A 26,967-nucleotide genomic window follows, 5' to 3' on the forward strand; every position below is an offset into this window, starting at 1 on the left:
TGTGCCGGACCTGGAGAAGCTACGCGAGGCCGCGCGGCAGGAGGCCGAGATGTGCCTCTACTGCGGCTTCTGCGAGGCGGTGTGCCCGACCCTCAGCCACGGCCCTCACCGGGGCTACGGGCCCCGTGGCCGCCTGGCTGTGGCGGCGCGGCTCTTGGCCGGAGGGAGGGCTTCTGGGGAGGCCCTTGCCTCTATCTACTCCTGCCTCCTCTGCAGGGCCTGTACCCTGAGGTGCCCCGTCTCCATAGATGTGGCTGATATAATGCGTGTTGTACGTGTCCTCTACAGCTCTGGAGGGCTGGAGGGCGAGCGGCAGGTGGAGATACGGGTTAGGGGGTGAGCCCCGGGGTTGGATCTCCGCTCTGTGCTCTCAGCCATAGCTGAGACCACTCTACGCACCGGGCTGCCGGTGCCAGCGCCTCGGGAGGCTGTGTACCGGTGGGCCCAGCCCCTGGGCCTGCCGCGTAACGGCCGGGTATACCTCTACACCGGAGCCCTCTACCAGCTAGTCCCCTACATAAAGGCCTACGTCTCGCTGCTCGAGCAGCTCGGCAAGGGGGGCTCTAGGCTCGCGAAGCTCGCCTCCACGAGGCTGGCAGCAAGGGTGGTGAGGCCCGATAGGCGGGAGAGCGAGCTTGTGGAGGGGATACTCTCCTCGATAGCCCGGCTCCTCTCGAGGGCTGGGGTCGAGTACGCCTATCTCTACGAGGACGACTTGTATAGCGGGGTGCTTCTCTACGACCTCGGGCTCGAGGAGGCGTTCAGGAAGCACGCGGCGAGAGTCTATGAAGCGTTGAGGAGGAGGGGCGCCGAGAAGCTGATAACGGTGGACCCTCACACCACCTATGTTATGCGCAGCGTCTACCCGGAGTACGTGGAGGGCTTCAGCATAGAGGTGGTTAACTACCTGGAGCTGCTTGCCGAGAGGCTCGGCTCCAAGCCGGCCCGAGCGCCTGGCAGCCTAGGCGCCATGGTCATTCACGATCCCTGCCTCTACGCCAGGGCGCTGGGCATAGTAGAGCAGCCTAGGCGCCTCCTGAAGGCTGCCGGGGTGGAGGTTCTCGAGCCGAGGAGAAGTGGGAGAATGACCTACTGCTGCGGGGGGCCTGTCGAGGCCCTCTCCCCCAGGCTAGCGCGGAGGATCGCTGAGGCAAGGCTCCGGGAGCTTAGGGAGAAGTCGGAGAGGGTGGTCACCCTATGCCCCATCTGCTATGCTAACCTCTCGAGGGTGGCCAGGGACGAGACTATAGTGGATATAGCGCTGGTGCTTGCCAAGGGCTTCCTCGGCGTCGATGGGGGTGCTGCAGCTGGTGAGTAGAGTCCTCCGCGAGGTCGAGGAGGCTCTCGAGGACGATTCGCTGAGGAGGGCCCTGGAGAGAGCGGCGGAGAATAATGAGAGGAACGTGGCCAGGGTGCTGGAGAGGCACCCGGAGGTAGAGCACCTAGCCAGAGAGGTTGAAGAGGCCAAGAAGAGCGTTATCGAGAGGCTAGACTACTATATAGATAAGGCTATGGAGAGCCTGCGGCGTGTCGGGGCCAGGCCGTACCTTGCCGAGACCCCGGAGGAGGCTAGGGAGATAGTTGCCGGCATAGTTGGGCGCGGGAAGCTAGTGGTTATGTCTAAGAGCATGGTTGCCGAGGAGCTAAGGCTCCGGGAGCACCTGGAAGCCCTTGGCAACAGGGTCTGGGAGACGGACCTGGGGCAGCTGCTCGTGCAGCTTGAGAACGGTAGGCCCATGCACACGATCGCCCCGGCGGTCCACATTAGCCGCGTGGAGGCGGCGAGACTGGTCTCTGAGCGGCTCGGGCTTGAGCTATCTTCCGGCAGCCCTGAGGAGATCGTTGAGGCTGTGCGCCGGTTTCTCCGGGAGAAGCTGGTGCATGCAGACGTGGGTATTACCGGCGCTAACGCGGTGGCCGCCGACACGGGCGCCGTGTTCCTAGTGGAGAACGAGGGCAACATTAGGATTGTATCCGGCCTCTCCAGGAAGCACGTAGTAGTTACGGGCGTCGACAAGATAATGCCAACCATACTGGATGCTTTCAAGGCTGTCCTGGTGCAGGCTGCCTATGCTGGCCTCTACCCGCCGACCTACGTGAACGTCACCGCTGGACCCAGCAGCACTGCCGACATTGAGCTCCACCGTGTCTATGGCGCCCAGGGGCCAAGGGAGGTTCACGTAGTGCTAGTTGACAATGGCAGGAGGAGGGCTGCAAGGCATCCGGTTCTCTCGGAGCAGCTGCGCTGCATCCGCTGCGGCAGGTGCCAGCTGGAGTGCCCGGTATGGCAGCAGTCTGCGAACCACTGGGGAGGAAGGGTCTATGGAGGCCCTATGGGGCTCGGCTGGACCGCCGTAACCGAGAGCCTTGAGGTGGCTGCCGAGGCTGCAATGCTCTGCCTCGGCTGTATGAGGTGCGACCTAGTCTGCCCCATGGAGATACCCTTGTCGAGGATAGCGGCTTGGCTGAAAAGGCAGTACACCAGGAGGATGGGGCTATCCGGGTGACCCTCGTGCGGCCTAGCAGGGTGTTCAGTGTAGACGAGTACGTCGCCTTCTCCTCAATGCCTGGACCCTGGGACCTACCATACATATCCAAGAGCTTCGACGTGGTTATAGCCGCTGTCGAGAAGCACGAGCTGGCATACGACCCGCGGGAGCTGCGGGTTGAGAGGTTCATCCACCTCCCGGTACCCGACTACATGGGGCCGAGCCTCTGGCAGCTCTACTATGCTGCAAAAACTGCTACGAAGATGGCCGAGGAGGGGAAGAGGGTCCTCATCCACTGCATGGGCGGTAGAGGTAGGAGCGCCACGCTGGCAGCAGGCTACCTCGTCTACCGCTACGGCTTCTCCGCCCGCCGCGCTATCATGACGGTTAGGAGGATACGGCCGGGGGCTGTCGAGTCGGCGTGGCAGAGGGGTGTGCTGAGAGCCTTCGAGGCCGCGCTGACCGTGGGGGAGGAGAGGCTTGAGCCGTTCTACGGGGACGGGGTGGCCGGGGATCTGCTCCGGCTGGCGGGCCAGGCGGCGGAGGCTATCACAGCCAGCGGCCTCGGCTCCATGGGGCTAGCCCTGGAGGTCGTGGAGGCTGCTCTAGCGGCGGGGAGGGCTGGGGCCGGCTCGGGCCGTGCAGCTACACTGGTTGGAAAGCTGCTCTCGGTTCTAGACTCCTCTAAGGCCTTTGCCGAGATAGATATAGTAGAGGACGAGGAGGGGTACACCCTCTACCTACGCTGCACCAGCTATACAGAGTTCTGCGACCTTCTGGCGGAGGATGTGCGTACCGCCCTATCGGGGCTGCTTAAGGCTGCTCTCCACGTCGAGGTTTCCTATGAGTAAGCTCTGCAGCCTAGTCAATCCTTAGCTGCTTCCTTGCGGTCCCACGGGGGCTGGATGCAGGTAGCCCGTGCAAGCTGCAGTAATACCGACCTTGCAATCAGCTAATATACGTTAAACATGCTAGCCGCTGATGGCTGGCATACAGGGCTGAAGAGGGCAATTTTTAACTCCTGGTCCAATGTATAGCTGTACGTGGAGCGGTGGGAGTATGCTGTTACCCCCTCTGACCCTAGAGGCTAGAGTGCCGCGTAGGTTCAAGGAGCTAGCCGCAGCTGCGCAGGGCAAGCTAGGCGGCATATCCGGGCTAATAGAATTCTATAAGGATATGCTCTCGGGGGCCGCCGAGCCAGGGCAGCCTCCGAAGAAGGTCAGCGACATAGTCGGCGGTATTGTAAGGGTGGAGATGCTGGGAGAGAAGTACGTAGCGCTCAAGAACTTCGGTATGAACGACCTGCTCTACTACCTACGTATGATGCAGAGCTTCGGCCTGGTGAGGGTTATCGCCTACAGCGAGGCCCCGAGGAGGCTAAGCGACGTTGCACTTCAGAGGACGCTTCTAGGCGACACGGTGTTCAAGGCTGCCGACAGGCCAGAGGCTGCCGTGATGTTCGGCTTCTACATGGGCGTGGTGTTTGACACACCCGCCCGCCACACACTATTCGTAGGCAGCAATGCAGAGAGCATAATCGACATAGCTCTTGACGAGAAGTTCAGGAGTGCCAGCGCCTACAACACTGTGCTGAGCGGCCAGGTACTTCTCCGTGCGAGCGCCGAGCAGATGCTTGCCGGCGGCAGGGGCAGGCCATGGTACGAGCCCTTCAGCGATCTCAGCGGCATAGTGGCGCTGCTGGGTGCACTGCAGGCTGCCAAGATAAGGCCGTCCCCGGAGAAGATACTTGGCATAAGGATCCTTAGCAAGATAAAGAAGCAGGTGCTGAAGCTCGTAGACCCCTACGGCGACTACATGCTTGCCAGGGGTACCCTGGTGCTGGAGATAGACAAGCTAATCAACGAGCGCGAGGAGGACCCGCTGACTGGGGTGAAGTATGATAGCATAGGCGTCGGCATGGCTAAGGATGTGAGCTGGTTCCGCGGCAAGATACCGAGCAGGGCCTATAACGCGCTAGAAGCCATAGTAAAGGCCGTGAAGGAGAAGAGGGATGAGATAAAGGCTGAGCTGGACCAGCTCTTCAACCTAACCTTCGGCTTCGCCAAGCAGGGCAGCCAGTGAGGTCCAGGACAGCGGGCCTGGCGCAGCCTCCCCTCTCTTGTTTTATAGTTCCATGCCCCGGCTGTCCCGGGGCTCAATGTCTAGGGCGCTTATCCCCTTATTGGGCTGGATCTCGCGGAGTTGGCTCAAAGCTTAATTGTAATACCTTCGCCTCCTTCCCGCTATCCCAGGGAGCGCTTGTCCTTGCGGAGCCTGCTGGATCTCGCCGCTGTGACGGAGACCGGGGCGATAGTGCTTGGAAGCCGGGTTGCTGTCGATGGTCATGCGCCGGGCTATGGTGTTAGGGTTGTGACGCACATACACCAGGACCATATTCTGGGGCTGAGGAGGAGCATACGGGAGGCATCGCTGATAGCTGCCACCCCGCTCACACTGGACCTGCTCGAGGCTGCTGGCTACAGGATACCGCCTAGCAAGAGGCTTTCCCTACCTTACCGGGTCCAGGTGTCCGTGGAGGGCGATGTGCTTTCTCTAAGAAGGGCTAACCATGTGCCTGGAGCCGCTGAGGTCTTGGTGGAGCTGGAGAACGGGGTACGGGTGGGCTATACCGGTGACTTCAAGCTGCCCGGTACCGAGGTGCTGAGCGATCTAGACGTGCTTGTCATAGATGCCACGTACGGGCTCGAGGACTGGGTCAGACCGTGGCAGGAGGAGATCGACCTGCTGTTAGCCGATGTGGTCCGGGAGGGGCTCTCCCACGGCCCCGTATACCTCTATGGCTACTATGGGAAGATCGAGGAGATAATGCTGCTGCTCCGCAACCAAGGGGTTGACGCACCCTTCCTTGTGAACCAGCGTGTTGGCCGCAGCGTCGAGGTTCTCGAACGTCATGGGTACCGCGTGGGCGACGTGGTGGTGGAGGGTACCCGGGAGGCCGTGGAGGTTAAGCGTAGCGGCTGGTACATAGGCTTTCGCCACTATAGTAGCTGGCGTAGGCGTAGATCGCTGCCTGGAGAGAACGGCGCGAGGCCTGTCCACGTACTGCTAACCGGCTGGGAGTTTAGGGAGCCTTTCCGGAGGCTGGGCCCGCGGGAGTTGGTAGTATCGTTCAGCGACCATGCTGACTTCAGGCAGCTGGTAAGCTACGTGGAGGAGGCCCGGCCGCGGCTGCTTGTCGCTGACAGCTATCGTGGGGGTAGGGCTGCCGCTTATTTCGCCTCCTACGTGTCTAAGCGTCTCGGAATACCAGCCGTGGCTCTGCCAGGGGGTGGAGTCGATGGCGTCTAGGGAGGATATGAGCCTGGAGAAGCTGGCTTGGCTTTCCCGCATAAGCCTCGGGGAGGAGGCTGAGGAGCTTAGGAGGCGTATAGAGAGGGCCAGGAGGCTGATAGACAAGCTTCTAGAGGCCAGGTTGGAGGGTGTTGAGCCTCTCTACCACTCTACCGGCAGCGAGGGGCTCCTCCGTGAGGACAAGCCATCTGGGAGCCTGGACCGGGAGAGGGCGCTCCTTAACGCTGCCAGGGTGGAGAAGGGGTTCGTGGTAGCTCCGAGAACTGTTGAGGAGTGAGGGGGCCTAACCCCTCGGGAGGCCAAGCCTCCTCTTTATCTCGCGTGCCGCCTCGGCAACGGTGTCCATGTCTCCGGGGCTCGATATGAGCAGGCCGTCCACGTAGCTCTTTACCTTCTCTGCAAACCTTATAGCCTCGTCCAGGCTATATATCGGCTGGTCTGCCAGCATCATCTTGAGCTTCTCGTAGTTCTTCTTACTAGCCACTATCACGTATGGGTAGAGCGTTTTCCCCAGGCTCCTGGCGAGCTTGCTAACCTCGGCCAGCCTCTCTATCGAGTAGTTTGCACGGAGCACTAGGTAGAAGCTGAGAGGGGCCTCGAGCCGCGAGCGGATGGCCTCCATGGGGTATCGCAAGCTAAGCATGGCACCAAGCCTCGGGGATCCATGCAGCCTCTTGGCTGCTATACTTGCAGCCTCCTCGACAGTCAGCTCCTCTACAGTGCCCCCTAGGGCTGGTCTGTCACCGCGAAGCAGTACAGCCTCCTCTACACCGGCGGCCCTTAGGCCGCCAAGTATGCTCAGCAGCCCTACAGTGTTGACATCCACTATCCGCACGTGGGGAACTACATCGATGAAGTACTTAGCCTTTATGTAGGCTGCTAGCACTGCTGCACTCGCTATAGGCCTTCCCATGGGGGCCTCAGGTATGTCTATAGCGTCCACTGCCTGAGCGAGCTTCTCTACGCGAAGCGCTAGCTTGTCGGGGTTCTTCGTGGGTTCAAGCTCTCCCAGCAGACGCATGTACCCCTCGCCTCCTGATGGCTCGATGCAGCCCAGGCACTGTCCCTGGCCCGCAACCGCATTGGTCCTGCTCTAGCGAGAATCTAGCCGGCATTAGCCTCCTTATATCTTCCACCGGGGCTGGCGCAGCACCTAGGCCAGCCTGGCTCTGTCTCTAAGCTCTCTAACAGCCTCTGCCAGTCTCTTGGCCTTCTCCGGGTCTATGGGGTTAGCTGTCCTGCCACCATACTTTATTGACGAGCCTACTATGAACCCGTCCACTATGTTCCAGTATAGCTGTAGATTCTCCTGCCTCAGCCCGCTTCCAAGGAGGACTGGCTTCGGCGAGCCCCGCTTTATGAAGGCAACATACCCGGGATCTGGGGGCCTTGAGGTGGCCTGCCCGCTTGCTATAACTGCATCCATATAGCCTCTCTCCACACAGTCGCTAAGGACAGCGCCGAGGTCATAGCTTCCGAGAGGGTAGCTATGCTTTACATCTATGTCTGCGAAGACCATTATGTGTCTATCAAGCTGTTTTCTCATCTGCTCCACCTCCCTCGCCGCTGGGGCCAGAAGCCCCTCTGGCGAGAGCCTGGTGTCGCAGTAGGCGTTAAGCCTGATGAACCTGGCGCCGGTGGCATAGGCCACAGCAAGGGCTATGGAGGCGTTGTTTCGCAGCACGCTCAATCCTACGGGGAGCTTTGTTGATCTCACCACCTCCCTTGCCACGACACTGAGGACAGCGGTCAGCACGTCATCACGGCCTGCCACCGCGAAGGGCTTATCGCCGTAATTCTCTATTATAACTGCATCGAAGCCTGCCTCTTCGAGTTTGCCTGCCTCGTTAACCGTGTACTCGACCAGCCTCTCGACATCGCCATGGCCCCTGGGCGAGGAGGGTGTTGCGGGTAGATGCACTACTCCTATCAGCGGCTTGAAGCCGAGTACAGGTATTTTGAGCGGCTCAGCGCCATCCTCTCTCCGCACGGTTTTCGGCCCTCGACCTTTTTCATCACAGCACGTTGCTATAGGCTCTAATGGGCTCTAAATATATAAGGAGGCTCGGTGTCCCTGAACCCCCTATAGTGGCCTAGGGATGTGGATGCGCTGTCCCCAATGGGACCGTTGAAAGGATGACAGGCCTCCCCCTTTGCCGAAACCTCCCAATAAAAGTGGTTACTGGTTGCCGGAGCCAGGGCCGGTTGTTAGTCTCGTCCCCGCTATGCTACTTGCCCCCGACAACCTCCTTGAGTATTGATCTGACCTTGTCTTCGAGTCTCGACTCGGTTGTAGCCCCCATTATCACGTCGGCCACGTGGCCGTTTACGAATATTATTGTTGTAGGTATGTTTTCGACATTGTAGCGGTCAGCTGTCTCGGGTAGCTTGTCTGTGTCAAGGTATGCGAAGAGTACCTTGCCGTTGTACTCCTCTATAAGGCGGCGTGCCACGCGCCGGAAGACTGGAGTGTAGGCCTTGCAGGGGTTGCACCAGGGCGCGGAGAACTCTACCACGGCTACTGGATACCTCTCTATCACCTTATCAAAGTCCTTCTCTATGTAGTAGAGGGGGTCTCCCAGATCCTGCTCTATGCGTCTTATCTTCTGCTCTACAAGCTTCCGCAGCTCTGCAGCTACCTCGTCTACGCTGCTCATCCGGTGCCACCCGCGCATCCTTTGCTGGCGGGGCCTACGTTTAATTGTGCTGCAGTGGCGGTCAATGCGGGCTATCTTATTTTGAAGTCTCCCGGGCAGCTTATGGTGCGGCGAGTCTAAGGCACGGGGGCGTTTGGGATGCGGGTCTTTGTGGACGAACTTGTTGTGTCTACGAGGCAGCGTTTTGAAGCGGTTGACATAACGTCTGAGGTTGAGCGCATTGTCTCTAAGTCTGGGATAAGGAACGGCATGTGTATGGTTTTCGTACCTCATGCTACGGCTGCCATAATAGCTAACGAGGCCGAGCCCGGGCTTCTCGAAGACTATATAGACCTTGTTAAGCAGCTCTTTAAGCCGGACTACAAGTGGAGGCATAACCGGATAGATAATAATGCCCATGCGCACCTCGCAGCCGCCGTGATAGGCCCCTCAAGGGTATTCCCGGTTGCCGGCGGGAGGCTTGTCCGCGGCACCTGGCAGAACATCCTTCTACTCGAGCTCGATGGCCCTAGGAGCAGGAGGGTTATCGTAGAGGTGCTGGGGGAGTAGGATCATTGCCCCGGAGGCCCCAACTATATGTCGCGGATCCAAGGGATATACGTGAAGGCCGTGTGACCGACATCTACTTCACGCGGACAAAGAGGATCCTGGAGGCTAAGGGTCTCTGCGACACGCTTGTCAGGGCAGAGTTCCACGCCTACAGCCTCCCTAAGGGCTATGAATGGGCGGTGCTGGCTGGGCTCGAGGAGGCACTTGCCATACTTGAAGGCAGGAATGTGGACGTCTACGCCATGAGGGAGGGTACGCTCTTCAAGCCCGTAGAGCCCATTATGGTTGTTGAAGGCCCCTACTGCGAGTTCGCAGAGCTGGAGACCGCTATACTAGGCGTTCTTAGGCACGAGTCTAGTGTAGCCACCAAGGCTGCCAGGCTCCGGCTGGCTGCGGGGGACAAGGCTCTACTCTTCTTCGGCCTGCGCTCCGCACACCCGGCTCTGGCTCCAATGCTTGATAGAGCCGCCTACATAGGCGGCTGTGACGCAGTATCTGGAACCATATCGCGCGAGATGCTCGGCCTAGAGCCTAAGGGAACCATGCCCCATGCACTCATCATAGTCTTCGGGGACCCTGTAAAGGCCTGGAAGGCTTTTGACGAGATCGTTGAGCCCGAGGTGCCCAGGATAGCTCTAGTCGACACATTCTACGATGAGAGGTATGAGGCACTGCTAGCAGCTAAGACTCTCGGAGATAAGTTGTTCGGCGTGAGGCTTGACACGCCGAGCAGCAGGAGGGGCAACATGCGGCGTATCGTTGAGGAGGTGCGCTGGACGCTCAATCTACATGGCTACAACAATGTTAAAATAATCGTCAGCGGTGGCCTCGATGAAAACGATATAATAGAGCTTAGGGATGTAGCCGACGGCTTCGGCGTAGGCACCTCAATAGCCTTCCCGCCCAGCATAGATATAAGCATGGACATTGTAGAGGTTAAGAGGGGCGACAAGTGGGTACCCATAACGAAACGCGGTAAGCTACCTGGAATGAAGCAGGTATACCGCTGCAAGCCGCTCAATGATACCATAGTGCCCTGGGGGCAGAAGCCGGAGAAAAACTGCGGCGATGGCTCTGAGCCTAAACCGCTCCTAGAGAAGATCATGGAGAAAGGCGAGCTGCTGACAGAGGTACCGAGCCTTGATGAGATAAGGAACTATGTACTATCGCAGCTTAAGGAGCTGGGCGAGAGCTATACCAGCCCTAGCACCAAGCAGCATTAGGGCCCTAATTGCGTCCAGCCTGTGCTCCCTCACGAACCCATATCCTATATTAATGACCTTGCATGCACCGTTACCGCTATCAAGCAATCTCTCTATATCGATGACAACTGTACCGCTGTTGAGTGGTTTACCATAGCATAGCACTATGCACTCATAGCTGCATCCTAGATACATGCGCTTCCTATCTAGGAGGCCTACGTTTACCTTACTCTCGGTAGGCCCAAAGAGCCTTAGGTTCCTCACGCCCCTAGCGTCTCTCAGTGTAAGCTCCACCGGCCCCCCAGGTACACGCAGAGGGAGTCTAGGCCCCGCTTCAACAACCACATCCAATCCATTAACTCTGGCTGCAAGGTAGCCAGGCCTGCTAAGCTCCATCACTATATACAAGCGGCCCCTTCTAATATCTATGTCGAACCTCTCTATGGATCCTAGTACATCCTCCAATGGCTTGACAAGCCGCGCTTCCGTCTTGAGCAATATGCCGTTGTCGTTTACACCAACTACTCCTATATTATCACTGTTGACTAGATCCTCCACCGGGACCAAGGCGCTGTAGAGCCTGGCATGTTTCTGTGCAGACTTTACTCTAGCCTTTACAAACCGGGGAAGCACTAGCAGCTTGTAGAGCTCCATGTTAGTATCAACCCTAAACACAACCTCGACAATGTCTAGACCGCGTGGAACAACCTCCATCACTGTAACTTCTAGGGATAACTGGTGCTCACGTATTCTCTCGATCTCTGCCAGGGCTCCAGTGGCGTTTTCCCGCAGAGCAATCCTGGAAGCGTTTGGCCTAAACCCGAGCACATAGACTACATGAAATAAATTATTGTCCTCATGGAGCGTTAGTGGCTCTACCCTATTGTCTCCCACCAGCAGCTCTATGCTCTCTACACTATCTATTCCCACTAGTTTGCCCCAAGCCTCGAGTATTGATTGCCCGCAATAATTCTCTCTTAGGCAGAGAGTTCCGCTATTAGTTGTCCATAACCTCGCTCCCTCAAGCCTAATCTCAGCATCAACCAATTTACCAAAGATCTCACTCTCCATTATAGAAACTAGGTTGTTGACGCCGCTCTCTCCCAGCTTTCCTGCACCCACAGCCCTGCTAAGCCGCCGTGAGCTGGGGGAAACCTCAAACAGTATTGACGAGACCCTACCCAGCTCTATAATAGAGACCTCATTATCCCTCGTTACGACCACGTAGGGAAACACGACAACAGCATTATGGAGAGCCAGCGCCCTCTTGACGAGATTCAGCGCGTATGATGCTAGAGCGCTAGATCCGCCTATTATACGCCCATCACAGTCAAGTATGCTGTACCCCTCATAGGAGGGTATGGGGGAGGCATCTCGGCAGCGCACGAGCGGCTTTATGCCGCCCAGCTTATCCACAAGATATACAACATTATCGTTAGTATTGTAGAGGAGCACATCACCATCCATGCTGTAGCCTAGGGGCTCTAAGCTGCGCTCCACCGAGGGCACGTCGACAAAGCCTGCCGCGGGATTTACGAGGCGCACATAATCCTGGAAGAATAACGCTACCACGCCATTCCTATATTTCACGAGGCCCGGTTTCTCGCCTATTCTCAAATGCATAAACGAGCTAAGTGTGTCGAGTATGAGGAGGTACTCGCCCGCACGCTTATAGAGCACAAAGCTTGATACTAGATCAGATCCCTGGGTCACAACGTTGGCCTTGCTTATGCTATCCCATCTTTTACATCCGCTTGCACGGAAGAGGACCAGGAGATTTTGACTAAAGAGTCCTCTACGCTCATATATTATGGCGTGAGGGCCCTCCGCTATAACTTTAGACTCGCTATCGCCCGGCCTACAGCCACTAAAGCTATCTCCAATGGAAACTGTCTGCCCATCTATTAGGGGGACCAGCACGCTGTCATTGTTATTGCAGCTTAGTTTGAGGAGCCTCTCGTTGCCGCCTACAACTACTAGCCTCTGTGGAATACACCGCTGCAGGTTATCAAAGCTGTTATGCTGCCCTCCAATGGATATGCTCCTAATGGCAAAGGGCATAACCAGCATGTAGTATCTTCTAGTGTCCATAGACCCCTGGTTTCTCGCGTAGCCCTGGCCGGTCACCGTTAGAGGGGGTTGGCCGGAGCTAAAGCAGGCCGGCAGGACTGTGGGGATCTGCTAGGGGAGGGGGTGGCCGGTGTAGAAGGAGTGGCGGCGGGGCCCGCTCTCTGCGGGCTGTGGTAGCGGGGGGTGGATTTGAACCACCGACCTCGGGGTTATGAGCCCCGCGGGCTGCCAGGCTACCCTACCCCGCTATGCTACCCCGCCATCCGCCATGCTACTTCTTCACGGGTCCCCGCTCTACTTATAAGCTTTACGGGCTTGCCTTGTTAGCCCGGCAGCCACTACACCCGGGAGGGGATGACTGGCCTCCCCGCAGCAGGGCCGACCCGTAGGTGGGGAGAGGGTGAGCTGGAGGGACCCCACAACCCGCAGGGACATTTCATACCTACTCCTGACAATAGTCCCTCCAGGCTACACGATAACCTATAATGCTCTAGCCCAGTTGTTAGGTACCTCACCCAGGGCTGTGGGAGCATATATGAGGGCAAATAGGGACCTCATAGTAGTGCCCTGCCACCGCGTAGTAGCGAAGAGGAGGCTGGGTGGATTCAGCAAGGGCATCAACTTCAAGAAGAAACTCCTAAAAATAGAGGGCGCGCTTGACGGGAAAGCCCGGCCCAGGAACGTTATAGACTCGCCCAGCGAGTTCTGGCAGGTTGCAGAGAAGCATGGGAGAGGCATTGAAGTAGACCTTGATGACCCATGAAGGGTAAAGGTACAGAGCGTCAGGGGCCGTGCGCTGGACCTCCCTCCTCAGACCACAGGGAACTCATCATGCTCCAGGCATGGTCAGCTAGGTGTTGGCTCAGCATGGCGATGATGACGACCTTTGGGCCCGACCCTCCTTAGCAGGCAGTCCACTAGGCCCCCGGGGGTGAAGAGGCTGGCGGAGCACTGATCCAGACTAGGAGGGGTTCGGCCCTGGCCACTTCCCTCACCGCCAACTCGGTCAAAGGGTGTGCACCACATCCCCCATGGCGGAGACTAGAAGCACCCGGACCCGCCATTTAAAGAATAGCCGCCCAGGGGTTGCCTGTCCAGCTAAGCTTATTAGAGTAGCAGAAGTCGATCAAACCCCAGCCTATGGGGGCTAAAAATGGCACAGCTAGAGTTCAAGCCCAGGACAGTACGCGGCAAGAGGTGGAAGTACAGGATAGACGACTTCCCAGAGCCCTACCGCACGCTCTACAGGATACTCGAAAGGCAGGGCTACATTATAGTCGGGCGCCACAGCGTCGTCAAGAAGTGCCACTGGACCCATGCGGCTCTAGTGGAGAACAGGTTCTGCTACAAGTGCAAGTTCTATGGCATCGAAAGCCACCGAGACGTACAGATGAGCCCTGCAGCGCTATGGTGCTGGAACGCATGCCTACACTGCTGGAGGCTGAGGCCCACCGACACCCTCAAATGGGACGACACCAAGCTACCATGGGTGGATGACCCCGACCTCATAGCCGAGGGCAGCATTGAGGCACACCGCGAGTCGCTCATGGGCTACTGGGGCCATCCAAAGTTCAACGAGAGGATGAAGCGCATGCTTGAGGAGGCAATGAATCCTGTACACGTGGCCATAAGCCTCACCGGCGAGCCTACCCTCTACCCGAGGCTCGGCGAGCTTATACAAGAGTACCACAAACGTGGCATGACGACATTCCTCGTCACACGTGGAGTCCGCCCCGACGTTCTTGCAAACTTGGAGGAGGAGCCCTCCCAGCTCTACATAAGCATAGAGGCCTGGGACAAGAGCAGCTATAACAAGTTTAACAAGCCTCTTGTACCCAGAGCCTGGGAGCTAACACTCAAGACGCTAGAGCTCCTGCCAAGCTTCTCAAGCCCCACTGTGATAAGGTTCACGCTAGTTAGGAGCTTCAATATGCATGAAGATGCCTTGAAGGCCTGGGCTAAGATGGTTGAGATAGCGCAGCCTACCTATGTGGAGTTCAAGTCCTACATGCATGTCGGCGCGGCCAGGAACAGGCTCAGCCGTACTGATATGCTGCGCCACTTGGAGATCCTAGCATTCGCCAAGAAGTTCGCCGATATGACAGGCTACAAAGTAATATCACAGCAGATAGAGAGTAGGGTGGTTCTCCTATCGAGGATCGACAAGCCGATAAGGCTTGGCAAGGGCTGCCAAGGCGAGATGGAGAAGGAGAAGGATCGGCTAGAGGAGATGCTAGAGGCGCTAAAGAAGAACCCAAGCCTCGACGAGACCGAGTACCGGATGGTCCTCGAACAGAAGATTTAACCCACAGGCCCCAATGGTTTCTAGGCGGACTCCTTACTAGCCTCCTTACCCTCAACCCTGCCTGCAAGACCGTAACGCACTATATATTCGTAGAGCTTACGCGCCTTGCGCGTATAGAGCCTCACCCTGCTGCCCTTAGGATACCTTATCTCGACATAGTTCTTTGACTCGTTCAGCTTGACCTCGCTTCCCTCCGGCAGGGGGAACCCGATGACCTGGCCCATGGAGCCCTTCATAACTATACCCTTCTCTGTCACGCGGAAACCGTGAGGCACTAGCGGTGGCTGCTTCACACCGCCTCCCACCATGAGCTTTCTGGAGGCCTGGCTCAGCAGGAACATCGCCTCGAATACTAGTAGCCAGAAGACGAAGCCTGCGAGAACCCCGTGTATGCCAATAGAGTTTAGGTTAGCAACTGCCTCATCATGATACGCTGCCGCCGCCCTGAAGAGGATGTAGTAGATGGGGAGTAGTAGGAGCATTATCATCATTGACTTAGCCTGGCCGGCGTAGAGCCTTATGAGGTCCTCATCCTCCATCGCTATCTCAAAGGCCTTATCCTCCTTCATAAGAGTCCTCGCCTTCACCACCTCCTCTCTCGGTACCTTGCCGGAGACCCCCCGGGCTGAATACATGCCCAGCGCCATTATGGCCACTATGTAGACTATGAATACAAGCCAGTAGTAGTGAGGCGCTATGGCTATGACTAGGGAGAGCACTGCTAGATAAAGCTGGCCTATGAGCATCATGGCACGCTCCGAGAGCAAACCCACCCACCTTTATTACCTTGGGCTACAGGCTTCACCCATGAAGTCGGTATGAGCCCCCTTGATCCACCCGGGCTACGAGAAGTGGGCCCCTAATAAGGCCAGGGGGCTGTGGCTACCCCACACGGGAAGGCCTCCGACGTGATGAATAGAGCCGGGCCGAGCCTGCTGGCGAGGAACCTGGAGCTGAGGGCCACGCTCTCGAAAGCCTTGCAGGTGATGTAGGCGTCCTACGCCGAGGGCTATGAGGAGAAGGCTGAGCGCTGACCACCCTCCCCGGGGAGGCTCGAGACGAGGCCTCAAGCGTGGACGGGCCCTGGCATCCCCCGCCCCGGAGGGTGGGCGGGGTTCACTAGGCCTGCGTGATGCATCATCGGCCACTAGAGGCTAGACACTACGATAACCCTATAAAGCCGCCCGCCGGGCCTCCTAGCCATACTACATGGTGCCGCCGTAGCTCAGCGGTAGAGCACCGGCCTCGTAAGCCCCGCTGGGGTCCAGGAGCCGCGGGTTCCGAGGGAGCCGGGGGTCCCGGGTTCGAATCCCGGCGGCGGCTCCAGTCGCGGGCCTTCCCCAACCCACCATCCGGCTCCATACCCTCATGTTCATGTCCCTCCTTAATTTTCCTAACACTTTATTGATAATTCGCTAACCTAGGATAATAACGTTTATAATGTATATCCGTTACTATGTTCTCCTCCCCTCTTTTCATGGGATGATGTAATGGTTAGGAAGGTTAGGGTTTTAGCTGTTGAGGATAGGTCTTGGTGGATGCAGCCTCTCTTCAGCTTCCCGTTTATTGGAGGCCTGAGCGCTAGGCAGTTGCTAATCATTGTTTCATCATTATATCAGCATCACTATCGATAGGTGGCGGGTTGAGGTTTGGGGAAGTAGCTGTTATCGTGCTTGTATCAGGCTTCGTAGGTCTGGGTATTGCGAAAAAGCCTGTTAAATCAGTGCTTCCCGAGAAACAGTTTCTAGTGTTTCTTACAGGCAGGCATAGGCCTAGGATTAGCCGAGGAGCTGGCTAATGTGTGGGAGGTTACAGGACTAGATCTGGGGTCTAGGAAGCCTATACCATTAAGTTACATAGAAGTATTCAAATGGGATCCCTTCACAGACACATTCTCTCCCAGCACTCCCGAAGAAGTATTGGAGAAAAGCCACAGGCTTAAACAAATAGCTGAGGCAAACGGTTTAACTCGGAAAGAGTTGCTTGAGCCATTATTGCTCCTGCCAAGATTATTAGCCCAAGCCTCTTCTTAGCCCTAGCCTGTTCTTCTGGTGTATCCGCTGTGGCAAGCTGGATCCCGGTGCAGATCATTCCGCCTATTAAAACTGCTATGCCTAGATACTGCAGGAGCCCTAGGATCTTGTCAACCATTGTAACAAGCTCCTCAGGCGGCTGAGTCTCATCCTGAGCATACACTATACTAGGCAGAATCACAGATAGCCATACCGGAAAAAGCTTGGCAATAGCGCGCATCCGCCTGCTAAACCCGGTAAATTAAACACATATCTAACACCACAAAGAAACACGTGGTAAAACATAGTTACATATAAATGAAGAAGCGTTTATCTTTCTTAGAAAGTTATCTGGGCTCTTTGATGAGTAGAGGTTTACATTTTAAAACGAGCAATTGGCTGGGATTGTGTTTTCATATGCGTCTATACTTGAGTGTATCTAGTAGAAGTTTGAGTATGAATGTTGCCAGTCCTATAAGTGATTCTACTTGATATAGTGTTAGTGCTGGACCGGGTGCTAGATGGGGTTGTGTGGGTTCAGGGCCTCTTGTTGAAATTGTCTTGACATTGGTAAAAACTTCTGTCACGAGCTTAGCTAATAGCTCGTTTCCTTGGAATAGTTCTTTAAGCTTTTCCTTAACTAGCATGCATCCTCCATTTTGGCTCCTAGTAGCGAGTTTTAAGGGTTCCAACGCATAGCAGGCTTCTATGAGGGCATTCCTAAGAGCTGTTAATGGTGGTCCAATACTAAGAGTCTCATATATAGCCTCTCTAGCTCGCTTTAGCGACTTAATAGCATTAATAAAGCGCTGTAAGGACTCCTCCGGCTCTGGTAATGGCCCTGGTAATGGGAGCTCTAGCAATACATAGTTTCCAAGTCCTAGTGCGGGGGCAAAATCTCTAACCCATCTAGGACCCTCAATTGTAATAGGTGTCTCATATTCGCTATATACAGTATTGTTTATACCCAGTAATTTTAATTTGTTTATACCCAGTAATGGTTTTCCGGCTTTTAACATTACAGCATCATTTGGGAGCCCGGCTAAACGAAAATCCTTTCCCACCCTATTATATGTCGTCTGGATGATGAACCGTACTGTAAAGTACTATAAATCTTATTTTAAGCTTCAATTCAACTCTATGATACTTGTTTATTCTCCTCCTCTCCTCAATATAGTTTATAGATTTAGGATCTAGTAATGCTTTGCCTCCGAGGATCAGAGTATGCTTGAGATCTCTGGGATACTTCTCCCCGTAATCTACTATTATTTGTGGAGGAAATGATGTACCGCTGAATGAAACCTTGTCAAGAATGATTCGTGTCAGAAATTTTTCATCATCAGAATATAGTGCGCCATCTACTGGAATATAAATCCCTCTACCAGCATCAAATCCTTCAACACGGACATTAAACATGAGGCATGGAGCTATTGTGTCTCTGCAGGGTTCCACGTTGGTAGAGGTAATCTTAGGTGATTCCAACTCCATCGCCCACTGCATTTTAGGGGAACCCCGGTTCCCCTATTATTTTTATTTGCAGGGGCTGAAATAGCACGAAAGCCCCCGACCATCCTCACCACAAATTTGTGGCTCAACTGTTTAGGGGGCTCCAACGCATCTTGAACCCCCAACCAAAGGAAACCCTCTCTATACTCCTTATTGTTTAGGGGAGGCTTCACAGCTCCTCCCAGCCCCCTTAGGAAGGCTGAGAACCGGGGAGTTCTCATCTATGATACAAGTCTCCATGAGCATGGAGAAGGCGAGTAGTTTCCTCCCCAACTATAAGGCTCTCTAAGACTATTCCGCTATGGGATTATGGAAGAAGCTGGTAGTATATATTGCTTAGAGACATTATTCTGGCTGGTTTTATAAAGTATTACCACTATATTCTCTCATAGGAGGTGATATAGTGTTTATGCCTATATTATCCGTTACACGTATCGGTAAATACTATAGAACCACTGTTCCACGTGAAGTAAGGAAGCTTCTAGACCTTCATGAGAATGATGAAATAGAATGGGTTTTCGAAGAAGGAAGAATAGTTGTTGGGAAGGCTGGGAGCCATGGTTAAATGCCCATACTGTGGATACGAAGTAGACATCTCCAAGTTTAAACTGTTAAAAGAGCCGCGGAGGTTTAGATTTTACACGGTTAGAATACTTGAATGCCCCAAATGCCGTAGCGAATTCAACTACTACTATGGCATAAGCCCTCATGGTAAAGTATCAGAGTTTACTACTCTATTAGAATATGTCCTAGGCGGAGAAAAAGTTATAAAAATATAAAAGCATTGTAGGTGACTTGTGTGAGCAGGGAGGGGGAGATCAGGTTTGCTCCTGATCTATGGTATAAGTTGAAGAATTATCTTCAAAGCTATATAATATTTATTACATTCTTATTAAGAACAAATTAACAGGGGATCTAAAATGAGCTGGATCCTAAGGTGGGCATTTGACAAGTCTACGTACTCGCCAGGAGACACAGCTACTGTGAGCTTCTGGGTTGAAAATACTGGCGATAATTATCTATATTTTAGTGATTTTGAAATAGAGTTCGACTTCGGAAAATACAGGATCAATACTGTGGCAGGAGCTATTCCCCCTAGGAGCAATATGTACTTGGGTACCGCGAGAATATTGTTGCCTAAAAATGTTGTTGGCAGAAAAATATTTCTAATAAGGCACCGTGTCTACGAGTACTTTAGCAATACATGGGTTGATAGAGGTATTGTGGAGTATGAGAGGAGGTATTTCTTAAGTATATATCCGCAGCCATTATACAGGGTATTCGTCTCTAGAGGCTTGCGTACTGAGGATAGAGTTATTGGCGATCCCATAGTGGAAATGATAAAGGAGTGGGGATTCGAAACGGTTACAATAGGCGTAGAAGTAAAGGTTAGAGAGGAGGAAGTTCCTCAGGCGGTAAGAAGAGAAATAGCGAGATCCGATGCTGTAATAGCAATAGCGACACCAAGGCATCTTGATGCTTTGACAGGGCTCTGGAGAACACTAGAGTGGCTCTATAGTGAGACAGGAATAGCCTACGGTTTGAATAAACCCATGCTAATAATTAAGGATGAAAGAGTATCATTGGGAGGACTACCTTCCTACCTGACAAGATATGGAAATGCGCCAATAATAGAATTTAACCCCTATAAACTCGATGAACTAAGAACAAAATTAGCCACAATAATGCCCGGCTTCAGGGAGTGGATTGAGACAAAAAGACGTCTAGAATTCTTTGAAGCCTTAAAGAAGCTGGCAATGTTTGGACTGGCCATGGTGGGAGCTATTCATATCCTGCCAGGTATTGTCGGAGCTCTCATAGGACATTCAAAGAAATAAAATGGTCTGAAAAATAACTTACTTTTTTTATCCTAGAAGAAACCTTTAGAACTGACAGCTCCTATCATAAAAGAAGGATGAAGGTCTCGTAACTAAATAGCTCTACATATTCAATAGGCCCTTCTTGTGGCTTCATGAAGTGTTCTAAAAATATAATTTGAGTTGAAAGATTTTATGGGATTAATCAGCATCCGTAACTATATTCCTACATACTATGCGTTATTAGGTGATGGCTTTGATCAAACTAAAACGCCTTGAGGAAGTAGTGTATCTGGGTTTATTCAATAATAAAGCATATGGTATCTATAAGGACGATAGGTGCATATTGCTATATTTGGTGAGTCTGGTACTGGTAAGTCTACATTGTTGAAGTTTCTGATAAAGCAACACATTGATCTCGGCGAGGGCTTCACTCTTCTCGACCCTCATGGAGACCTTGCACTTGAGATTGTCATGCTTATACCTGAGGACAAGATTGATAGGCTTGTATACATTGACCCTGTAACAGCCAGCGTGTATGGCAGTACTGTTAGGATTAATTTCCTCGAGTACCGCGATGTGCAGGAGTTGGAGCGTGTTGGTGAATCGTTTATATCAGCCCTTCAAAAATTATTCTAGGGATTTCTGGGGTCCCCGTCTCGAGCACATACTTAGGAACTGTGTGTACACTATTCTAGAGCAGCCTCCCGGCTCAACGCCCCTTCTCCCCCAGCCTCTCCAGGGCCCCCGGGAGCCCGCTCTCCTCATTGAAGGATGGGGTGCAGGGGCTCAGCTACCCCAGGGTAGCTGGCGTCATCCCTAGCGCTCGGCAGGCATGACTCTCGTCACAGCCCCGGAGCGCCGGGAGCCTGGGGGCCTCCGAAATCCCCTTCTCCCCAGAGCCTCGGCTAGGGCCCGAGCCCTGCCTACCCGGGGTGACATGGGTGTGCCGAAACTCCCCTGGGCCCCTGCGGCGAATAGCAAAGACCGTAGAGAAATGCTCGAGCGTATTGGAGTTAAAGGCGTGATGGAGCTATACCGGGATATACCGAGGGAGATTATACTCCGGGAGCCCCCGCGTGTGGGGTTCGGCCGCCAGCTCTCCGAGTGGGAGATAAGGAGGATCATCGACCGGCTTCTCGCCAGGAACCGTGTGTTCCTGGACCCGCCGCCCTTCATGGGCGGCGGTGCCTGCATGCACGTGGTCCCGGCGGCTGTGGAGGCCATAGTTTCCAGGAGCGAGTTCTATACAGCCTATACGCCATACCAGCCGGAGGTAAACCAGGGCCTCCTCCAGGCCTTCTTCGAGTACCAGAGCCTAATGGCTGACCTGCTCGAGATGGATGTAGTCAACCTATCCATGTACGACTGGAGCACCGCCGCGGCGGAGGCGGCGCTGGCGGCCATGCGCGTTACGAGGAGAAGGAAGATAGTGGTAGCGGGTAATATACACCCGGAGCGCCTAGAGGTTATGAAGACCTGGCTGCTGGGCAAGGACGCCACCCTGGAGATCCTAGGCTTCGACGGGGAGACGGGGAAGACCAGCCTAGAGGATGCAGAGAGCAGGATAGACGCCGGCACGGCCGCGGTCTATGTAGAGACGCCCAACTTCCTGGGAGTGATAGAGGACGAGATAGAGGCTATAGCAGATGCAGCCCACCGGAGAGGGGCACTGCTGATAGCTGGTGTAGAGCCGCTCAGCCTAGGCATAGTAAGGCCCCCTGGGAGCTACGGGGCAGACATAGCTGTCGGAGACGCCCAGCCCCTCGGCCTGGGGCTCAACTATGGAGGCCCCTACCTCGGCGTCTTCGCCACCCGCTGGGACCGGAGGCTAGTTAGGCAGATGCCCGGCCGCCTCATAGGGCTCACGAGAGCCGTCGACGGCGAGGAGTACGGGTTCACTATGATACTCCAGACCCGCGAGCAGCACATACGCAGGGAGAAGGCTACCTCAAACATAACCAGCAACGAGGCCCTCCTGGCTGTGGCGGCTGCCGCCTACCTCTCCCTGCTGGGCGGCCAGGGGCTGCGCGAGCTAGCCAGGAGCATCTGGCTCCGCAGCCACTACGCCGCCAAGAGGCTAGGCGAGCTAGAGGGTGTTGAAGCCCCTCTCTTCAAAGGCGAGTTCTTCAAGGAGTTTGTGGCCAGGTTTCCCAAGCCCTACAGGGAGGTGCACAGCGCCCTGCTGGAGAAAGGGATCCTGGGCGGTCTACCCCTCGCGGAGAGGCCCCCGCTCCAGGACGAGCGCTCCGCCCTCTTCTGCGTCACCGAGGCCCATAGCATGAGTGATATAGACAAGCTCGTAGAGGCGGTGGGTGAGGCCCTATGAGCGGCGGGCTCGAGCTGAGGAAGGGCTGGAGGCAGGCTAAGTGGAGCGAGCCCCTCATCTACGACCTCGGCAGCTACGATAACACCTGGTTCGTCCACCCCTACAGCGATGAAGACGAGAAGCTAGAGCGGCTTGTCGGGGCGCCCGAGGAGCGGCTCGGCAGAATGCTGAGGAGGGAAGCACCCAGGGTGCCGGGGCTGAGCGAGGTTGAGGTGGTACGCCACTTCACGAGGCTCAGCCAGATGAGCTACGGCGTCGACACGGGCCCTGTCCCCCTGGGCTCCTGCACAATGAAGTACAATCCCAAGATAAGCGAGGAGCTGGCCAGAGACCCGCGGATACGCTACCTACACCCCTACCAGGACGAGGAGACCGTGCAGGGGCTGCTGGAGATCCTTTACCTCCTCGAGCGCTGGCTGGCAGAGCTCACCGGCATGGATAGGTGCAGCTTCCAGCCCCCGGCCGGCGCTGCAGGAGAGCTGACAGGGGCGCTGATGATACGCAAGTACTTCACGGACCGTGGCGAGGAGAGGGACGAGATGCTGATCCCAGACTCGGCCCACGGCACCAACCCGGCCAGCGCCGCTATGGCAGGGTTCCGGGTGGTGAGAATACCGACCTCTGAGCACGGCACCCTGGACATGGAGGCCCTTGAGGCCGCACTCTCCGAGCGCACGGCGGGCATAATGCTGACAAACCCCAATACGCTCGGCCTGTTCGAAGACCGGATACTCGAGGTCGCCGAGAAGCTTCACAGCCGGGGGGCGCTCCTCTACTACGATGGCGCGAACCTCAACGGCATAATGGGGATAGTCCGGCCCGGCGACATGGGCTTCGACATCGTGCACCTTAACGTCCACAAGACCTTCTCCGCACCCCACGGCGGCGGCGGGCCTGGAGCCGGCGTTGTCTGCGCACGCGGCGAGCTTGTAGACTACCTGCCCAGGCCCCTAATAGCGAGAAAGAACGGCCGCTACTACTGGGACTACGAGTGCAAGAAGTGCATAGGCAGGATAAGAATGTTCTACGGCAACATACTGCCCCTCGTGAAGACGTTCATATACATAGCCATGCTTGGCGGCGAGGGGCTCCGGGAAACGGCCATACAGAGCGTGATCAACACAAACTACTTCATAGCGCTGATGAGGGGCGTCAGGGGCTACGAGCTGCCCTATGACCCGGATCGCCCCAGGAAGCACGAGCTGGTGCTCTCGGCAAAGCCTCTGAAGAGGGATACAGGCGTGACGGCCGAGGATGTGGCTAAGGCGCTGCTAGACCGAGGGCTACACGCCCCAACGATGTACTTCCCGCTCATAGTGGATGAGGCGCTCATGATAGAGTTCACTGAGTCAGAGCCCCGCCGCTCGATCGAGGAGTATGCAAGAGCGCTCCGAGAGATAGTGGAAGAGGCCTACCGGGACCCGGAGGCTGTGAAGCGGGCGCCCCGCAACACCGCTGTGGGCAGGCTAGATAACGTGTACGCCAACCACCCGCGCAGCGTGACGCCGAGCCACCGGGTGCTCAGGAGGAGGCTTGCGGGAGAGAGCTCTCACTCTAGCCTCCCGTATATCTTCTCCACGAGCCTCGCCACATAGGGCGCCAGCCTCTCCACAGTTTTTCCGCTAATCATGTATGCCCTAGGACACTCAGGATCAACAGTAACGCCCTCTCCGGGGACGTAGACGAGCGGATAGAGGCGGCAGCCCATCGGCCTGTATGGGTATATTCTACACCTCCCGGTTGAGGGGTCGAGGAACACGCAGTGCCCGTCGACATTCCTTAGGCGCGGAATGCCGTCCACATACTCTACGAAGCTTTCCACACTGTAGCCCAGGGACGCTATCCTCTCAATATCCTCCTTAGTGAGGGGCATCTCAGTGTTGTAGCAGCAGAGGGCGCACAACCTGCCGTCGGGGAGCCTACAGTCAACCCTGAGCTCGGGAGGCTCCTCGCCCATACTCCCGTATCCTCGGCGGGTTCTCGCGGAGGATTTTCTCGACCTCCTCTCTGCTAGGCGCACTCTGGGCACCCCGGCGTGTAACCTTAATGCCCGCCGCGGCCGAGGCCGCTTGTAAAGCCTCCAGCGGGTCACCTCTCTCTACCAAGTACGTGTTGAATGCAGCTATAAATACATCGCCAGCCCCAGTGGTGTCGACGGGCTCGCCGAGGCGAAGGGCTTCAACATGCCATACACCATCCCTGGCCACGAGCACCGCGCCCTCAGACCCCCTTTTGACTATAATGTAACGGAGCCTCCCGCCGAGCAGGCCACGAGCCTCCTCGATGCCTCTATTACCGGCCACAAGCTGGTACTCCACCCTGTTGAGAACCAGTATGTCCACATACCTCCGGGCAGCCTCAAGGATCAGGCCCCCCTCCCTCCTAGCCACCGAGCTGCCAGGGTCATAGGACACTATGCCGGGGCGCGTGCTGGAAGCTGCACGCTCCAGCACCTCCACGCCGCGGCTAGCCACGTGCAGCACGTCGGCAACAGCGCCCCTGGCCTCATCGCCGCGGAGGAGGTTGTTAGCACCCCTCATAGATATCATCGTCCTCTCGCCGCCGGGAGTGACGAGGACAATCACTATCCCGGGCATCTCGTCCTCGTGTATCTTCACAAAGGAGGTGTCTACACCCGCAGCCTCGAGCCCGGCCAGAACTCCTAGTTGCTTTGCGAGCCTCCCCGTGTGGCCTACTATGGCTGCCCGGTGCCCGAGCCTGGATACCGCAACCGAGTAGTTCGACGCCGCGCCGCCAGGCCCGAGGTAGGCCTCACGAGCCACCACGTTATCGTCCGGGCCCGGCAAGTAGTCAACCAGGAGGTAGACGTCAACGTTGATGTTACCAACTGCCAGGTGCAGCGGGGGGTCCCGGGCAGGCAATTCACCGGCCCCGGAGCCGCGCCTGGATGAGGGAGCGCCTAAAATAACAAGGGGCGGGCCGCATGCACCTCGGGGAGGCCCAGGCTCCGGAGGGCCAGGTAGCCGTGGCACGCTGGGTAGTAGCGTCTGCATGGCCCTACGTCAACAACGTGCCGCACCTAGGCAACCTTATCGGCTCAGTGCTCTCTGCCGACGTGTTCGCCCGCTATCTCCGGCTGCGCGGCGAGGACGTCGTGTTCGTGAGCGGGAGCGATGAGCACGGTACACCGATAGAGATCGAGGCGATAAAGCGAGGGGTCCACCCGAGGCAGCTCACTGACCAGGCCCACGAGTACGTGTCCAGGCTCTTCAGGGAGTTCCGGATAAGCTTTGACAACTACACACGCACCGAGAGCCCGGTACACAGGGAGTTCGTCCGCGAGTTCATGATGAAGCTCTACGAGAATGGCTACATATTCGAGCAGGACGATATATTGCCCTACTGCCCCCGCGACAAGATGTTCCTACCCGACAGGTTCGTGGTAGGCACATGCCCCTACTGCGGCTACCCCTACGCCCATGGAGACCAGTGCGACAACTGTGGCAGGCTCCTGCACCCGACCGAGCTTAAGAACCCGCGCTGCGCTATATGCGGCGGCCCCGTGGAGTTCAGAAAGAGCAAGCACTGGTTCTTCGACCTGTCCAAGCTTCAGGATAGGCTGCTCAAGTGGCTCGAGGAGTCGAACCTCCCGCCCAACGTGAAGAACTATGCGCTAAACTGGGTCAGGGAGGGCCTCAAGCCGCGTAGCGTGACCCGCGACAACAAGTGGGGCATACCGGCCCCCTTCCCCGGGGCCGAGGGTAAGACAATCTATGTATGGTTTGACGCTCTCCTTGGCTACATATCTGCAACCAAGGAGTATGGCTTGAAAAAGGGGGACGAGAGCCTCTGGAAGAGATACTGGTTCGACAAGGAAACGAGGACTGTATACTTCATAGGCAAGGACAACATACCCTTCCACGCCATAATATTCCCGGCGATGCTCATGGCCAGCGGTGACCCCTACACACTCCCATGGTATATAGCCTCGACCGAGTACCTGATGTATGAGGGCGAGCAGTTCTCCAAGAGTAGGCGCTGGGGTATATGGATAGATGAGGCGCTTGAGATACTTCCCGCCGACTACTGGCGCTTCGCACTGATAAAGATGAGGCCGGAAACCAGGGACACCAACTTCACCTGGAAGGAGTTCACGAGAATAGTTAACAGCGACATGAACGACGATATAGGCAACTTCGTTCACCGGGTACTCAAGTTCATAAAGTCTAGGTTTGGCGGCAGGGTGCCAGAGCCGGGAGAGATGAAGGAGCTAGACCGGGACTACCTGGATTACACGCTCAAGGCCCCTGAGAGGGTTGGGAGCTACCTGGACTCATTCAGACTGAAGCAGGCGCTAGACGAGGTCGTGGAGCTGGCTCGGCACGGCAACCAGTACCTCAATGCAAAGGCGCCCTGGGACAAGATAAAGACGGAGCCCAGCGATGCCGCTACAACAATGTATGTGGCGGCCAACGCTGTGGCGACACTGGCTGTGATGCTGGCACCCTTCACTCCAGATGCCGCGGAGAGGCTGTGGAGGATGCTCAACATGCGGGGCTCGGTGCACGAGCCCGGCCGCTGGAGGGAGGCATCCAGGCCCCTCGTGGAGCCAGGCCACGAGATAGGGGAGCCAGAGCCGCTGTTCCGGAAGCTGGCCAACGACTTCCCAGAGAAGGTCAAGGAGATCCTAGAGGAGGCCAGGAAGAAGGTGATGGAGAAGAGGCCGCCGCTGCTACGCTGGTAGCCGGCGGGCCCTGA

Annotated in this window: 28 protein-coding genes and 2 tRNA genes; 19 read left to right on the plus strand and 11 right to left on the minus strand. The window is 56.0% G+C overall.

From position 1 onward, the window contains the following. Nucleotide 1: 1 nt before the first annotated feature. The 7 genes from CF15_RS05500 (at nucleotide 2) to gatC (ending at nucleotide 6,078) form a co-directional block, all read left to right on the plus strand. Nucleotides 2-340, plus strand: coding sequence for a 4Fe-4S dicluster domain-containing protein (locus CF15_RS05500; RefSeq protein ID WP_236698145.1), 339 nt, complete (start codon nucleotides 2-4; stop codon nucleotides 338-340). Between the two features lie 9 nt (nucleotides 341-349). Further along, the gene (locus tag CF15_RS05505) at nucleotides 350-1,318 is read left to right on the plus strand and encodes a (Fe-S)-binding protein (RefSeq protein ID WP_058370892.1); all 969 of its coding nucleotides are present in this window, start codon (nucleotides 350-352) and stop codon (nucleotides 1,316-1,318) included. Next, complete coding sequence (locus CF15_RS05510) at nucleotides 1,311-2,507, plus strand: lactate utilization protein B (RefSeq protein ID WP_236698146.1); 1,197 nt, start codon at nucleotides 1,311-1,313, stop codon at nucleotides 2,505-2,507. The genes CF15_RS05505 and CF15_RS05510 overlap by 8 nt, the downstream gene beginning before the upstream one ends. Then, entirely contained in the window at nucleotides 2,504-3,340 is an 837-nt protein-coding gene (locus CF15_RS05515; protein ID WP_058370894.1) for a protein-tyrosine phosphatase family protein, read from the plus strand. The genes CF15_RS05510 and CF15_RS05515 overlap by 4 nt, the downstream gene beginning before the upstream one ends. A gap of 241 nt (nucleotides 3,341-3,581) precedes the next feature. Beyond that, the gene (locus tag CF15_RS05520; RefSeq protein ID WP_236698147.1) at nucleotides 3,582-4,571 is read left to right on the plus strand and encodes a hypothetical protein; all 990 of its coding nucleotides are present in this window, start codon (nucleotides 3,582-3,584) and stop codon (nucleotides 4,569-4,571) included. Between the two features lie 183 nt (nucleotides 4,572-4,754). Continuing rightward, on the plus strand, nucleotides 4,755-5,798 hold the full coding sequence (locus tag CF15_RS05525) for an MBL fold metallo-hydrolase (RefSeq protein ID WP_236698148.1): 1,044 nt from the start codon (nucleotides 4,755-4,757) through the stop codon (nucleotides 5,796-5,798). Beyond that, a complete protein-coding gene (gene gatC, locus CF15_RS05530; RefSeq protein ID WP_058370896.1) occupies nucleotides 5,788-6,078 on the plus strand; it encodes an Asp-tRNA(Asn)/Glu-tRNA(Gln) amidotransferase subunit GatC in 291 nt (96 codons plus the stop codon). Before CF15_RS05525 ends, gatC begins: the two co-directional genes overlap by 11 nt. A 6-nt stretch (nucleotides 6,079-6,084) precedes the next feature. Here gatC and CF15_RS05535 read toward each other — a convergent pair whose 3' ends face one another. The 3 genes from CF15_RS05535 to CF15_RS08595 form a co-directional block, all read right to left on the minus strand. Beyond that, nucleotides 6,085-6,822, minus strand: coding sequence for a methylenetetrahydrofolate reductase (locus CF15_RS05535; protein ID WP_058370897.1), 738 nt, complete (start codon nucleotides 6,820-6,822; stop codon nucleotides 6,085-6,087). A 132-nt stretch (nucleotides 6,823-6,954) separates the two neighbouring features. Then, on the minus strand, nucleotides 6,955-7,791 hold the full coding sequence (locus CF15_RS05540) for a BtpA family protein (RefSeq protein WP_058370898.1): 837 nt from the start codon (nucleotides 7,789-7,791) through the stop codon (nucleotides 6,955-6,957). Nucleotides 7,792-8,029: 238 nt separating this feature from the next. Continuing rightward, entirely contained in the window at nucleotides 8,030-8,458 is a 429-nt protein-coding gene (locus tag CF15_RS08595; protein WP_058370899.1) for a thioredoxin family protein, read from the minus strand. 138 nt (nucleotides 8,459-8,596) lie between these two features. On the opposite strand from CF15_RS08595, the gene CF15_RS05550 reads away from it, so the two are divergent. Further along, on the plus strand, nucleotides 8,597-9,007 hold the full coding sequence (locus CF15_RS05550; RefSeq protein WP_058370900.1) for a secondary thiamine-phosphate synthase enzyme YjbQ: 411 nt from the start codon (nucleotides 8,597-8,599) through the stop codon (nucleotides 9,005-9,007). Nucleotides 9,008-9,012: 5 nt separating this feature from the next. Further along, a complete protein-coding gene (locus tag CF15_RS05555; RefSeq protein WP_058370901.1) occupies nucleotides 9,013-10,230 on the plus strand; it encodes a nicotinate phosphoribosyltransferase in 1,218 nt (405 codons plus the stop codon). On the opposite strand, the gene CF15_RS05560 is transcribed toward CF15_RS05555, so the two are convergent. Together CF15_RS05560 and CF15_RS05565 are read right to left on the minus strand one after the other, a co-directional pair. Then, the gene (locus tag CF15_RS05560; protein ID WP_168371296.1) at nucleotides 10,171-12,336 is read right to left on the minus strand and encodes a hypothetical protein; all 2,166 of its coding nucleotides are present in this window, start codon (nucleotides 12,334-12,336) and stop codon (nucleotides 10,171-10,173) included. The two genes, CF15_RS05555 and CF15_RS05560, sit on opposite strands and share 60 nt — an antisense overlap. A 114-nt stretch (nucleotides 12,337-12,450) precedes the next feature. Continuing rightward, nucleotides 12,451-12,527, minus strand: a tRNA-Met gene (locus tag CF15_RS05565). A gap of 152 nt (nucleotides 12,528-12,679) precedes the next feature. On the opposite strand from CF15_RS05565, the gene CF15_RS05570 reads away from it, so the two are divergent. Together CF15_RS05570 and twy1 are read left to right on the plus strand one after the other, a co-directional pair. Beyond that, nucleotides 12,680-13,042 carry an MGMT family protein gene (locus tag CF15_RS05570; RefSeq protein WP_058370903.1) on the plus strand — a complete coding sequence of 121 codons (363 nt, stop codon included), beginning with the start codon at nucleotides 12,680-12,682 and terminating at the stop codon, nucleotides 13,040-13,042. A 390-nt stretch (nucleotides 13,043-13,432) separates the two neighbouring features. Continuing rightward, nucleotides 13,433-14,584 (plus strand): 4-demethylwyosine synthase TYW1, encoded by a 1,152-nt coding sequence (gene twy1 / locus CF15_RS05575; protein ID WP_058370904.1) that lies wholly within the window; start codon nucleotides 13,433-13,435, stop codon nucleotides 14,582-14,584. Between the two features lie 20 nt (nucleotides 14,585-14,604). Here the strand turns inward: twy1 and CF15_RS05580 are convergent, their stop codons facing one another. Continuing rightward, nucleotides 14,605-15,351: a DUF2208 domain-containing protein gene (locus tag CF15_RS05580; protein ID WP_058370905.1), complete on the minus strand. Its 747-nt coding sequence runs from the start codon at nucleotides 15,349-15,351 to the stop codon at nucleotides 14,605-14,607. Between the two features lie 447 nt (nucleotides 15,352-15,798). Between CF15_RS05580 and CF15_RS05585 the strand changes: the two genes are divergently transcribed. Next, nucleotides 15,799-15,910: transfer RNA gene (locus CF15_RS05585), tRNA-Thr, on the plus strand. A gap of 612 nt (nucleotides 15,911-16,522) precedes the next feature. Here the strand turns inward: CF15_RS05585 and CF15_RS05590 are convergent. From CF15_RS05590 to CF15_RS08890, 3 genes are all read right to left on the minus strand, one after another. Then, nucleotides 16,523-16,837 carry a TrbC/VirB2 family protein gene (locus CF15_RS05590; protein ID WP_058370906.1) on the minus strand — a complete coding sequence of 105 codons (315 nt, stop codon included), beginning with the start codon at nucleotides 16,835-16,837 and terminating at the stop codon, nucleotides 16,523-16,525. A 172-nt stretch (nucleotides 16,838-17,009) separates the two neighbouring features. Further along, nucleotides 17,010-17,660 carry a hypothetical protein gene (locus tag CF15_RS08885; RefSeq protein ID WP_168371297.1) on the minus strand — a complete coding sequence of 217 codons (651 nt, stop codon included), beginning with the start codon at nucleotides 17,658-17,660 and terminating at the stop codon, nucleotides 17,010-17,012. Between the two features lie 4 nt (nucleotides 17,661-17,664). Continuing rightward, nucleotides 17,665-18,096, minus strand: coding sequence for a hypothetical protein (locus CF15_RS08890; RefSeq protein ID WP_168371298.1), 432 nt, complete (start codon nucleotides 18,094-18,096; stop codon nucleotides 17,665-17,667). 415 nt (nucleotides 18,097-18,511) lie between these two features. Here CF15_RS08890 and CF15_RS09360 point away from each other — a divergent pair, with 415 nt between their 5' ends. From CF15_RS09360 to gcvPB, 6 genes are all read left to right on the plus strand, one after another. Continuing rightward, entirely contained in the window at nucleotides 18,512-18,667 is a 156-nt protein-coding gene (locus tag CF15_RS09360) for an AbrB/MazE/SpoVT family DNA-binding domain-containing protein (protein WP_168371299.1), read from the plus strand. Next, nucleotides 18,642-18,881 (plus strand): hypothetical protein, encoded by a 240-nt coding sequence (locus tag CF15_RS08600; RefSeq protein WP_236698150.1) that lies wholly within the window; start codon nucleotides 18,642-18,644, stop codon nucleotides 18,879-18,881. The genes CF15_RS09360 and CF15_RS08600 overlap by 26 nt, the downstream gene beginning before the upstream one ends. Nucleotides 18,882-19,022: 141 nt before the next feature. Next, a complete protein-coding gene (locus CF15_RS08900) occupies nucleotides 19,023-19,940 on the plus strand; it encodes a hypothetical protein (protein ID WP_168371300.1) in 918 nt (305 codons plus the stop codon). Nucleotides 19,941-20,258: 318 nt separating this feature from the next. Then, nucleotides 20,259-20,558 (plus strand): helicase HerA domain-containing protein, encoded by a 300-nt coding sequence (locus CF15_RS05595; RefSeq protein ID WP_083494522.1) that lies wholly within the window; start codon nucleotides 20,259-20,261, stop codon nucleotides 20,556-20,558. Between the two features lie 307 nt (nucleotides 20,559-20,865). Then, a complete protein-coding gene (gene gcvPA, locus CF15_RS05600; protein WP_201783089.1) occupies nucleotides 20,866-22,248 on the plus strand; it encodes an aminomethyl-transferring glycine dehydrogenase subunit GcvPA in 1,383 nt (460 codons plus the stop codon). Further along, on the plus strand, nucleotides 22,245-23,843 hold the full coding sequence (gene gcvPB, locus CF15_RS05605) for an aminomethyl-transferring glycine dehydrogenase subunit GcvPB (protein WP_058370909.1): 1,599 nt from the start codon (nucleotides 22,245-22,247) through the stop codon (nucleotides 23,841-23,843). The genes gcvPA and gcvPB overlap by 4 nt, the downstream gene beginning before the upstream one ends. Here gcvPB and CF15_RS05610 read toward each other — a convergent pair. Continuing rightward, nucleotides 23,798-24,205 (minus strand): YkgJ family cysteine cluster protein, encoded by a 408-nt coding sequence (locus CF15_RS05610; RefSeq protein WP_058370910.1) that lies wholly within the window; start codon nucleotides 24,203-24,205, stop codon nucleotides 23,798-23,800. The two genes, gcvPB and CF15_RS05610, sit on opposite strands and share 46 nt — an antisense overlap. Beyond that, complete coding sequence (locus CF15_RS05615) at nucleotides 24,174-25,130, minus strand: PfkB family carbohydrate kinase (RefSeq protein ID WP_058370911.1); 957 nt, start codon at nucleotides 25,128-25,130, stop codon at nucleotides 24,174-24,176. Before CF15_RS05615 ends, CF15_RS05610 begins: the two co-directional genes overlap by 32 nt. A 62-nt stretch (nucleotides 25,131-25,192) precedes the next feature. On the opposite strand from CF15_RS05615, the gene metG reads away from it, so the two are divergent. Then, nucleotides 25,193-26,953: a methionine--tRNA ligase gene (metG, locus tag CF15_RS05620; protein ID WP_236698152.1), complete on the plus strand. Its 1,761-nt coding sequence runs from the start codon at nucleotides 25,193-25,195 to the stop codon at nucleotides 26,951-26,953. Nucleotides 26,954-26,967: the final 14 nt, after the last annotated feature.

Source organism: Pyrodictium occultum (assembly GCF_001462395.1).
In the GTDB taxonomy this organism is placed as follows: Archaea; Thermoproteota; Thermoprotei_A; order Sulfolobales; family Pyrodictiaceae; genus Pyrodictium; species Pyrodictium occultum.